Annotated in this window: 11 protein-coding genes and 1 pseudogene; 5 read left to right on the top strand and 7 right to left on the bottom strand. The window is 54.1% G+C overall.

Annotated features, from left to right (window positions below; translation table 11 throughout):
• Positions 1 to 64: 64 nt before the first annotated feature.
• From IPM50_12325 to IPM50_12310, 4 genes and pseudogenes are all read left to right on the top strand, one after another.
• Positions 65 to 2,545: a hypothetical protein gene (locus IPM50_12325; protein QQS32434.1), complete on the top strand. Its 2,481-nt coding sequence runs from the start codon at positions 65 to 67 to the stop codon at positions 2,543 to 2,545.
• Positions 2,546 to 2,573: 28 nt separating this feature from the next.
• Positions 2,574 to 2,948 (top strand): annotated as a pseudogene (locus IPM50_12320) (GxxExxY protein).
• Between the two features lie 29 nt (positions 2,949 to 2,977).
• Positions 2,978 to 4,261 (top strand): insulinase family protein, encoded by a 1,284-nt coding sequence (locus IPM50_12315; protein QQS32433.1) that lies wholly within the window; start codon positions 2,978 to 2,980, stop codon positions 4,259 to 4,261.
• 67 nt (positions 4,262 to 4,328) lie between these two features.
• Entirely contained in the window at positions 4,329 to 4,994 is a 666-nt protein-coding gene (locus IPM50_12310; protein QQS32432.1) for a hypothetical protein, read from the top strand.
• On the opposite strand, the gene queC is transcribed toward IPM50_12310, so the two are convergent.
• The 7 genes from queC to IPM50_12275 form a co-directional block, all read right to left on the bottom strand.
• The gene (queC, locus tag IPM50_12305) at positions 4,982 to 5,647 is read right to left on the bottom strand and encodes a 7-cyano-7-deazaguanine synthase QueC (protein ID QQS32431.1); all 666 of its coding nucleotides are present in this window, start codon (positions 5,645 to 5,647) and stop codon (positions 4,982 to 4,984) included. The genes IPM50_12310 and queC overlap by 13 nt on opposite strands.
• Positions 5,644 to 6,540, bottom strand: coding sequence for a serine hydrolase (locus tag IPM50_12300; GenBank protein ID QQS32430.1), 897 nt, complete (start codon positions 6,538 to 6,540; stop codon positions 5,644 to 5,646). The genes queC and IPM50_12300 overlap by 4 nt, the downstream gene beginning before the upstream one ends.
• A gap of 113 nt (positions 6,541 to 6,653) precedes the next feature.
• Positions 6,654 to 7,313: a radical SAM protein gene (locus IPM50_12295; protein ID QQS32429.1), complete on the bottom strand. Its 660-nt coding sequence runs from the start codon at positions 7,311 to 7,313 to the stop codon at positions 6,654 to 6,656.
• Positions 7,303 to 7,782: a hypothetical protein gene (locus IPM50_12290; GenBank protein QQS32428.1), complete on the bottom strand. Its 480-nt coding sequence runs from the start codon at positions 7,780 to 7,782 to the stop codon at positions 7,303 to 7,305. Before IPM50_12290 ends, IPM50_12295 begins: the two co-directional genes overlap by 11 nt.
• A gap of 9 nt (positions 7,783 to 7,791) precedes the next feature.
• Positions 7,792 to 8,154: a hypothetical protein gene (locus IPM50_12285; GenBank protein QQS34522.1), complete on the bottom strand. Its 363-nt coding sequence runs from the start codon at positions 8,152 to 8,154 to the stop codon at positions 7,792 to 7,794.
• Between the two features lie 73 nt (positions 8,155 to 8,227).
• A complete protein-coding gene (locus IPM50_12280; protein ID QQS32427.1) occupies positions 8,228 to 9,244 on the bottom strand; it encodes a hypothetical protein in 1,017 nt (338 codons plus the stop codon).
• 9 nt (positions 9,245 to 9,253) lie between these two features.
• The gene (locus IPM50_12275; GenBank protein ID QQS32426.1) at positions 9,254 to 9,841 is read right to left on the bottom strand and encodes a hypothetical protein; all 588 of its coding nucleotides are present in this window, start codon (positions 9,839 to 9,841) and stop codon (positions 9,254 to 9,256) included.
• A gap of 160 nt (positions 9,842 to 10,001) precedes the next feature.
• On the opposite strand from IPM50_12275, the gene IPM50_12270 reads away from it, so the two are divergent.
• Complete coding sequence (locus tag IPM50_12270) at positions 10,002 to 11,306, top strand: aminopeptidase P N-terminal domain-containing protein (GenBank protein ID QQS32425.1); 1,305 nt, start codon at positions 10,002 to 10,004, stop codon at positions 11,304 to 11,306.
• The last annotated feature ends 24 nt before the right edge of the window (positions 11,307 to 11,330 follow it).

Here is an 11,330-nt window from a genome sequence, read left to right as displayed (position 1 = left end):
AGCCTATTTTTCGAGGGCTTCAAATTGAGCAATTTTCCGGCAATTTATACTAAACTATCGATATATGTTCACAAGTCTTTTCTCAGTGGCTCTGCGTCTCTGCGGTTTAATTTTTCTTTTTGCGGTCGTTGCCTCGGCGCAGATTCCGTCGCCGAAGGACGTGCTCGGATTCACGCCCGGTGATGACCGAAAATTGGCAAGCTGGGCGCAGACCGTCGATTATTTCAAGCGCCTCGACGCTGCGAGCGATCGGATGAAATTTGAAGAGATCGGTAAATCGACGATGGGTGCGCCGTTCGTTTACGCGACCATCTCCTCCGCGGCGAACCTGCGGGCACTCGAATATTACCGGGGCATAAACGACAAACTCGCTGATCCGCGAAAATTACGCGGTATGCGTTCCGGCATGGATAACGCCGCCCGCAGCCTGATCGGCACCGGCAAGACCATCGTCCTGATCACTTTTGGCATACACTCGACCGAGGTCGGCAGCTATCTGTCGTCGATGTTGATCGCACACGAACTCGTGACCAGCAACGACGCACGCATCAAGAACATTCTCGACAACACGATAATCCTCCTCGTGCCGTCGCTGAACCCGGACGGCGTTGATATCGTGAAGAATTGGTACGACAAAACGCTCGGCACGCCGTATGAGGGCACAAATCCGCCTGAGCTTTATCACAAATACGTCGGCCACGATAACAACCGTGATTGGTACGCCTTTACGCAGGTCGAGACGCAGTTGACGGTCGACAAGATCCACAACGTCTGGCATCCGCAGATCGTGCTCGATGTGCACCAGCAGGGCGCGAACGGTGCCCGCCAATTTCTGCCGCCGTACATGGCTCCGGTCGAACCGAACGTGCCGAAACAGATCGTCGAGGGCTTTACCGAACTGGGCACCTACATGGCGAACGACCTCCGCAAAAAAGGCTTGCAAGGCATCACCACCGGCACGACCTACGATGCCTGGACGCCCGCACGAGCCTATTCGCACTATCACGGCGGAGTGAGAATACTGAGCGAGACCGCATCCGCCCGCCTCGCGACGCCGGTCGAGGTCAAATTCGAACAACTCGGCACAGCACCCGGCGGCCTCGACGCAAAAGTAGAATCACCACACTTCGGCCCCGTCTGGAAGGGCGGCGTATGGAAGCTCCGCAACATAACCGACTACATGACCGCCACCGCCTTCAGCCTCCTGGACCACGCCGCCGATAATCGCGAGAAATGGCTGTCAAGGTTTTATGAGATCGGGAAGGAAGCGGTGAGACCGAGGAAGGCGGATGAACCGTTTGCTTTCGTTTTCCGACCTAAACCGACAGTCGAACCGATCAAGGAAGTGGGAGATTCAGGAACTGGCAGGCATTTGGACGAGAAATCGAGACAAGACGAACTCTTGCTGATTCTAGATAGAGGGGGCGTCGAGATTGACGAACCCTTGCCCTTCCGCATTGATGGTGTAGTTCAACCGAAGGGAACGCGCGTAATCAGATTGGATCAGCCCTACGGTCAATTCGCTAAAACACTCCTTGAGAGACAGATTTATCCGGATTTAAAGGATCAGTCCGGCAACCCGATTGCTCCCTACGACGTTACTGCCCACACGCTCTCGCTCTTGATGAATGTGAATTTCTCAACGGTCACCAAACCGTTTTCGTATCGGCTGCCAAATAGTGGCTCGGGTTCGGGGGGGGGCTCCAGTTTTGGCGTTAGTCATCCACCGAGAGTCGCTACCTACAAGTCGTACGTAGCGAGTATGGATGAAGGCTGGACTCGGTGGCTGCTTCAAGAGAGTATTTTCAAGCCGGATGTCCCGCGATTTGATACGGTTCTCGATGCCGAAATTAGAACGGAAAAACTCCATGACAAGTTTTGGGGGCCGGACGCAATTATCTTCCCCGATCAATCGCCGAACGCCATTCTAAACGGCCATCGCAAGGGCTCGATGCCGGATGAGTATGTGGGCGGCGTCGGAAAGGAAGGCGTTGAAAATTTGAAAAAGTTTGTTGAGGCGGGCGGGACGCTTGTGTTTCTGAACCGCTCTTCGCTGTTTGCAATAGAGCAGTTCAACTTGCCCGTAAAGAACATCACCGCCGGGCTCGACCGCAAGGACTTCTTCATCCCCGGCTCGATCCTCCGCACCGAACTCGACCTCTCACACCCGATCGCCAAAGGAATGCCGAAGCAATCGATCGCCTGGTTCGAGAACTCGCCGGCGTTTGAACTGTCAGAACCACCTGCGGTAGCGGGTGGTTTAACTCGACCGGTGAACGACGACGGATCGACCACTGAATTTCAACCACCCGCTACCGCAGGTGGTACAGACAAGAACGTCCGCATCATCGCCCGCTACCCGTCCGATCCGAAGAACATCCTGCTCTCGGGTTGGGCTCTCGGCCAGGAAAAGATCGCCGGCAAAGCCGCCCTCGTCGAGGTACGTATCGGCAAAGGCAAGATCATCCTCTTCGGCTTCCGCCCGCAATACCGCGGCCAAAGCCTGGCGACATTCCCGCTGCTGTTCAATGCTATAAGCCAATAAAGGGGTTTAGCCACGAATCACACGAATTATGGATGACAGAATTCTGCATCGCGAACTTTCTTACCGGATCGTCGGACTTGCAATGCAGGTTCATACTGAACTCGGCTGTGGGTTTCTCGAGTAAATATACGAGGACGCTCTTGTAGTACTTTTTGAGGAAAACGGGATCATTTATCAACAGCAAGTGCCGATAAACGTAAAGTTTCACGGCCGCATTTTGGGAGAGTATGTGGCTGACATTGTGGTAGAAGATTCGATCATCCTCGAATTGAAGGCCGCGGAAAGACTAATGAACGCTCATCGGTCGCAAACACTGAACCACCTGAAGGCAACGGGCTTTCGGCTAGCCTACCTGCTAAACTTCGGAAAGCAAGAATTGGAATATGAATGCTTCATCCTCTAAACCGCACATTCGTGTAATTCGTGTTATCAGTGGCTAATTCAAAGGTAAACATACAAGAGTCGCGTCTAGAAAATGGCATCGTCGTGCTGACGGACCGAATGGCCGGAGTGCGGTCGGCGACGCTGGGCTTCTTCTACCGCGTCGGCTCACGGCACGAGCCCGTGGAGCTGAACGGCATCACGCACTTTATCGAACACTGCGTTTTCAAAGGCACGCCGCGGCGTACCGCGAAACAGATCGCCATCGAACAGGACCGCCTTGGCGGCAATCTCGACGCATTTACGACGCATGATGAGACGGGCTTTGTCATCAAAGTAACGGACGACCGCATCAACGACGCGTTCGATCTGATCGCGGATATGCTGACCGCACCGAGTCTTGACGAAGCGGACCTCGAGAACGAACAGCGTGTGATCATCGAAGAGATGAAAATGCACGAGGACGCTCCCGAAGAGCTGATAAACGACATCTTCTACCGCGAATTCTTTCCGGGAGATCCGCTCGGCCTTCCGATCACGGGAACGGCCGAAACCGTTCGCTCTTTCGGCAGCGACCGCACGCGCGACTACCACCGACAGGTCTTTACGCCGCAGAACCTTGTCATCGCCGCTGCCGGCAATGTCGAACATGATCGCTTGGTCGATATGGTCGGATCTGCCGAACACTTTAACTCCGCAGATATTGAGAATCCGCGATCCGCATTCCGCGATCCGCAATCCGCCGCTCCAATCTTCATCGAAAAACGCAGCGACCTGGAACAAGGGCACATGATCCTCGCCACGCCTTTTACGACGGCGTGCGACGAACGCCGCTACGCCGCGGACATGCTGGCGAACATAATCGGCGGTGGCACTTCGAGCCGACTATGGCAGAGCGTCCGCGAAGAACGCGGCCTCGCATACAGCGTCGGCACCTCAACGGCGATGTATCGCGACACGGGCTTTTTCGCTGTCTCCGCCGGCACATCGCCCGATCAGGTCGAGGAAGTTTTGGACATCGTGATGGACGAGATGCGTTGGGTCGTCCGCAACGGCGTCAGCGACGACGAGATAAGCCTGATAAAAGACCAAGCTCGTGCGTCGATATTGCTCGGGCTCGAAGATTCCGCAGGCCGTGCCGGTTCGCTCGCACATTGCGAACTGACGCACGGTCGCCAGATCGCCGTTGAAGAAACTCTCGCCAAGATCGATGCGGTTACGCGTGAAGACATCGCCGCGATCGCCCGTGAGTATTTCACAACAGAGAACGTCGCGTTCGTCGCTCTCGGCGACCTCGAAGGCCTCGTTGTTGACCGCGACCGCCTCGCGATATAGTATTCCGCTGAACTTTTCGCTTGCAATAGCGTTCGAAAGGAGTAGATTTGCGGTTGGAGGCCGCGATATGAACCTGCGACGCTTTTTCCTCTATCTGCTGATCGGCTCTGTGACGGTCAGCGCTGTCATCGGCATCGCCGTCATTCTGATCGGCAATTTCGGCGAGTTCGAAACCAAGATCCTTTTGACCACGACGACCATCACCGTGACAAGCATCCTTGGCCTTGCATGCGGGGCGTTCTTAGAAACGGGACGCGGCCGCGTGATGCCGCTTGCAGGCATTGGACTTGCCGTTTTTTCGGCAGTGATGTGGATGGTAGTGATCTGGTCGTGGCAGGAAACGAACGACACTTTCGTGAAAGCACTTATGTCTTTCACGTTGCTCGCAACGTCATGCTCGCACCTTTCACTGCTGTCGCTCGCACGGCTCGATAATCGATTTGCGTGGTCGTTGATCGCGGCTCACGCCGCCGTTTGGTCGCTATCGGCGACCATTCTTTACCTAGTTTGGCTGACGCCGCCGGAACCAAGCGAACTGATCGCCCGGATCCTCGGCGTGCTTGGCATCATCATCGCCAGCCTAACGGTCGTAACGCCCGTCTTTCACAAACTCAGCACCCATGAACCCGGCATAGCCGCGCTCGATTCTGAAATAGCGGAGTTGAGAAAGCGTCTGGGAGAACTCGAGGCAAAACGTGCGGATGCCGCGGCCGAAGAGTATCACGCAGAATAAGCTATCAGATCTCTTACACCCGCTTGCTCAAAACCTCGCAAACGCAGTGCGCAGGAATCACATGTGCCGCAAGCCAGTGTTTCGCTGCGATAACACGACCACGTCAGGTGCAGCGGTGCCCCGAGTTCGATGCCTTTTTTGACGATCTCTGCTTTTGTTAAATGAATGATCGGCGTGCGTATCTCGATGTGTGTATCGGGCTTTGTACCGGTGTCTATAGTCTGCTGAAACGCCGCGTAAAACTCCGGCCGGCAATCGGGATAACCGCTCGAATCCTCTGCCACAGCACCGATATAGATCGCCGTTGCACCGATGACCTCAGCCCAGCTCGTCGCTATGCTCAGCATATTTGCATTACGAAACGGAACGTAGCTCGTCGGAATTTTCGTTGACTGGAGGTCAGCCTCTGTCACTGCAATACTGCTGTCGGTCAACGATGAGCCGCCGATCTTCGCGAGATACTCGATCGATACGTCGAGCCGTTTTTCGATGCCGTAATGATCGGCGATGTCATTAAAAGCCCGGCGTTCGCGTGCCTCGGTCCTCTGCCCGTATGAAATATGGAGCAACGCTATATCGTCATATTCCGCCATCGCGATAGCGGTCGTGACGCAGGAATCCATCCCGCCTGAGCAAAGGACGATCGCGGTCATCGAGCTAATCCCTCCTGCAGAATCTGCGACAGCCGCCATATGAGCAGGCTGCCGATGTCGTCGGTGTTGTAATGGACGACCGGCATGTCATCGACGGTGATCGCCATCGCGATCCGGCCGCGGCGGGTGTAAACGATGCCGACGTCCGAGCGAAGCCGGTCGAGCGAGCCCGATTTTGAAACGACGGGTACCGTGTCTAAGACATTGCGTCCGATGCCGTCTTTATACTGCTGGCGTTTTAAGATAGCGATCATCTCCGCGGATGCTTCTTTCGAGACGACCTCGCCTTTTTCCAGCATTTCGAGCAGCCGAACCATATCCTTAGGCGACGAACGCCCCAGCCCGAATAACTGATTGACCGGATCGGCGTTCGCTTTTGCATCCGCTCCGCCCCATACCTTTCGAAGACTTAGCGTATCTTTTAAGCCGAGCTCACTCATGTATGCGTTGACGGCGTCAGCCGTTACGCGCTCGATCACGAGGTTTGTCGCAGTGTTGTCTGAGATGACGATCATCAGATTGACCGCCGTTCTGAGGTCGATCTTTGTGCCGTCGGTAAACTCATTTAGGATTCCGGAACCGCCGACCTTGTTCTGTTTTGACAGTGTAAATTCATCGGTCCACCCAACCTTGCCCGCTGCGATCTGCCGAAATGCCTCCGCCATGATCGGCAGTTTGATCGTGCTCGCCGTGCGAACCTGTTCGTCGGCCCGAAGACCGTATTCTTTGCCGGTGTCGAGATTTTTCGCGTAGATCCAGACCTTACCCTTAAAGTCTGCGGTCTCCGCACGGATCTTTTCGTCCAACGTATTGGCAGGTTTGGGCGTATTTTGGGCGTTTCCGGCAGCCGTAATGCTTACGATGAACAGAATCGCAGCTATCAGCTTTGTCATAAGAACCTCGCGATGGAACGGTAAAAGGATTGTAAATTGTAACCTGGAAAATTGTAAATAGGCAGACCGTATCGGCCTCCCAATGCGTCATTGAACCAATTTACAATTGACAATTACACGCCGTGAACGTCCGGGCCCCAGATGTACTTGTGAAACTGCAGATTGAACCGCACCCGCATTCCGCTGTTTGCAACTGCCTCAGCGAGCGGCCGCATGTCGATGCCGTGGACGGGCGATATTAGGATCTCTTTGCAACGCGTTTCGAGATCGTATTTCGCAATGATCTCTTTGGCAAATTCCCAATCGGCGAGGTCTGCAACGACAAACTTCACTTCGTCTTTGTCAGGCCGCAGGCGTTCGAGGTTAAGCCAATGATTTCGTTCGGATTCGCCCGAAGCGGGGCATTTGACGTCCAGGATGATCGACGCCCGCGGGTCGACGCCTTCGGTCGTGACGAAACCGCCCGTTTCGATCAGAACTTCGTAACCTCGACTCGCAAGCTCGGACACGAAAGGCAACACGTTCTTTTGGGCAAGCGGTTCGCCGCCCGTAACCTCGACGAGGTTACAAGCGAACTCGTCGAGTTTCGCAAAGATATAGTCAAACGACATCCGCTCGCCGCCGGTAAATGTATATTCGCTGTCGCACCAGACGCACCGCATCGGGCACCCCGTCAATCGCACGAACGAGCACGGCCGCCCTGCATGCGACGATTCGCCCTGAATCGAGAGAAATAATTCTGTTATCCGCAGCGAGCGGCCATCATCCTGCATTTAGGTCGTGCCGCATTGAATTGGCGATGCGGGTCACTATCGGGTCAAACCGCTTTTTCTCGCGAAGCGGATACTCGATCAGAAAATTGATATAGACATCGTCTGATTCTCGATAGAGCGTCTTTTGGTAGATTACGCGTCCGTTCTTTACGCAGGAAAAAGCGAATAACATCGCCCCGACGCGCTCGTAGCTTGTTTTGCCGCATTGCCTTTTCGCCTCGGTAAACTGTACTTCGATCGAGCGAAACAGTGCGTTATTCTCGCCCCACGCACGCATCTCGACCTTCTTGTCTTTCGACATAAACGTCCGCCCGTCACCATTTGCGGGCGGCGCCTGAGGCGAAAGCAAAGACGAAGGATACTCGACCAGGAATTCAAATCGGTCGTTTACGTAAGACGTATATTTGACCTGTGCGGAAATGCTGAGAGCCAGAAATGAAAAAAGTAAGAAAAAATAAGAATACTTCATACCAAAAGATCAAAAGCTTAGAACGCCTGAAATATGGATCAGCTCGCCAAGCCCGAATGATGCCAGATTCGCGACGATCACTGCAATAAAACATCTGGCCAAATCTGACGTCTCTAGAATACCCTTTGTGCGAAATGCCAGCCAAAAGAGCAAACACTCTGCCGCCGGAGCGAACGTTTCGGCAACCGCCAAATAGATCCAGCGTTCCGCTCCCTGGAATATCGCGGGCAGAACCAAGACAACAATCGGATAGGTGCACGCCGTCAGCCAAACGCCGCACAGTAAGCGTTGTTTCACCGAAAGCCTTTTTGCGAGGCCGAGGAACAGTATCGGCGTCTCTATGAGGATCGTCAGCAAATAGCCGAGCGGCATAAATCGCCACAGATCGCCTAACGGCAGATTCTGAGTCTGAACAAAATCGACCTCATTGAACAGGAACATACAATTACAGCATCTTTACGAGGAAAGGAAACTCGGCCATTACATGGGCGATCGCAAAGGCGAAATAGACGTCGCGAGTGGTCGTATAATCAAGCGAAAACCCTGCCCAAAGAGCCAGAACGAGCATTAGGCTTACCGCAAAAAATGCTCCGGCAAGTTTTGGAAGGCCCTGCTTGCTCGACATCAGCGGAATGTCTTTCAGACGCCACGGTATTGCCCGCCTGTCAACGAGCGGTATCAGCAGCAGCCACACAAAATAATGTATCGACTCAAGAAATACGTGCGTCGCAACAAGAAAGTGACTAGAAATGCCCGGAACGATCCCGCTGCCTGCGTGCTGTGCGATACGCCAAAACAGAGTTGTTTCTTCCGAAAGGTTTGGACGCGAAGCGAACGCCGCCCAAAGTGCGATCACAAAAAACGGTATCGTTGCAAGACACGCGTGATACGCACGCAGCCATTCGGGCTTCGTGCGCCGTATCTGCCGATCGAGGAACCACATCGCAACGAACGGGTGAATATAGACGAGCGCGAGGCTCCAGTATTGCGGGACGATCCACGCGGCGGCAGCCAACAGAAACACCAAAGGAAACGCCCACGACCAGTCGCTTTTCGGCCGCTGCTTCCCACGCAGATAGAAGAGAACTCCGACCCACAGGATGAATAGCGTATTCCAGACCGCGGCAAAAACTGCCCAGCCCGCTTCGCTCCAAAGCCAATTGCCGCTCGCAAAATACAGGCTCAAATATCCCGCGGTCAGAATGACAACGCCGCCGATGCCGACCGAGTAAAACGCTCTTGAACGCCCCCAACGCACCGGCATACGTGCGGCAAAATACCGGAACTCCATCAGATTATGAGCTCCGGCAAACAGGAAGATCGTAATTATCGACGCCTCCAGCGGAAAGCTACCGATCGCGGCCGCTCCGATCGCGCAAGAGGCAGCGAAACCGACGAACAGCAATGTGCCGCTCGACGGCCTAACGGCCAAGCCGATATTGGAACGACCTATTTCATACATAACGTCAGCTTATTTACGATTGCCAGTCTCGACACCCTCATCGGGAACGATAAGTTCAAATGTGTCAGTGTTGCCGACCTCGACCCTGATCTTTCCGGAGATATAACCAAACGGACGGATCACATTCGTGTCGAAAATCTTTGAGGTGATCTTTCGAGCGGACGGCGGCGGCCCGACATTTGCGTAAACGAGCGAAACCGCTGCTCCCGTCGTCAGCATTACTGCGATGATTCCGGCGGCGCCAGCCCCTTTACCGTTGCGCTTTGCGATCCAGAACCCTCCAAATACAAACGCAAGGCTCAGAAAGACTCCGCCGACAATTGTTTGAATGCGCTGTATTGAAGTACCGGCATCCGCCGTATTGTCCTCGTCGTCCTGATCAAGTGCATCGAGTTCGGCTCTGAGCTTCTTCAGGTGTGTCTTAGGAACTACGAGTTTTGCCTCCGATGCCCCCGAGTCAATTCGTATTACCATGTCCGCCTCGGGACCTTTCGGCTTGGATACGGGCTTCGGCTTTAAATCGGGCCGGGCGATGTCCGCAAATGCAGCAGCAGAAAGGGCAAGGGCAAAGATCGCCGCGATCATTATCTTTTTCATAATTTCAATTTGTCTCCGGAAATTGGTGTAAATAACGTCGAGGATTATAGCAACATTCGACAAATTTAGAACGCGGATGGAAACCGCAACGTGCACTTTTTTTGCGTTTTGTTTCGTTTGCATTACGGGCAGGCGAATTTTGCGATAAAATCAGGACGTTATGCGAAAACAATTGAAACGCTTCATCGACCAGCTTGACGAAAATTCTGTCGCTATAATTCCCGCAGCCCACGAGAAAACGCGTAGCTACGACTCGGAATATAAGTTCCGCCAGGATTCCGATTTTTGGTATCTGACCGGCTTTCCCGAACCCGATGCGATCGCCGTCATTACGCCCGGCGCAAAGGACGACTATGTCCTTTACGTGCGGCCGCGCGACCCGTTGATGGAAACTTGGTATGGGCGTCGCGAAGGCGTTGCCGGTGCGGTTAAGAACTATGGTGCGAAAAAGGCGTTCCCAGTTGAAAAGTTCGCCGCAAACATAGGCAAGCATCTCGACGGAAAGGATGTTCTTTACTATCGTTTTTCATCTGACAAGGATCTCGACGAGCAGATGCTCGATTATTTCAGCGAACAGCGTGTGCGCCGCCTGAAAACCGCATATCCGCCGCACACCATCAAAGATCCGACGCTGATCACCGGCGAAATGCGCCTGCACAAGACGGCCGAAGAGGTCGAACTGATGCAGATCTCTTCGAACATTGCCGCAGAGGCTCACGTCCTAGCGATGAAGAAGGTCAAACCCGGCATGACCGAAGGCCAAGTCGAGGCTCTGATGGAAGCCTATATGAAGGACAAGGGTGCAAGCGGCGTTGCATACAATTCCATTGTAGGCGGCGGAGCGAACGCGACCATTCTGCACTATGTCGAGAACAACATGCCGCTTAAGGACGGCGACCTGCTGTTGATCGACGCCGGCGCAGAGTTCCGAGGTTATGCCAGCGACATCACACGCACTTTTCCCGTCAATGGCAAATTCACGCCCGCACAGCGTGAGGTTTACGACGTCGTCTTAGACGTTCAGAAAAAGTGCATTGATTTCACTGTGGTCGGCAATACGCACCTGCAGCGACAGCAATTCTCGATCGAACTGCTGACAGAAGGAATGGTCAAGCTTGGACTGCTCAAGGGTAAGACCGCGGATCTGATCAAGAAAAAGGCTTACCTGAAATATTACATGCACGGCGTCGGCCATTGGCTCGGCCTTGACGTACACGATGCCGGACGCTATTTCGTCGATCAGCAAGCGAAGCAGTCAAAACCTTATGCTCCGGGAATGGTGCTGACCGTAGAGCCCGGTATTTACGTTCCGCCCGATGACAAGACGGCTCCCGCAAAATACCGCGGCATCGGCATCCGCATTGAGGACGACGTCCTCGTAACCGAAAGCGGCAACATCAATCTCACTTCAAAGGTCACCAAAGAGGTCGACGAGATCGAGGCTCTGATGGCCAAGCGGCGTTAAGTCAGAGCCGCCTGCCTCAGCGGG

Source organism: Acidobacteriota bacterium, assembly GCA_016700075.1.
Classification (GTDB): Bacteria; Acidobacteriota; Blastocatellia; order Pyrinomonadales; family Pyrinomonadaceae; genus OLB17.
Note: the sequence above shows the minus strand (reverse complement) of the source record. Positions and strands in the feature narration are given on the sequence as shown.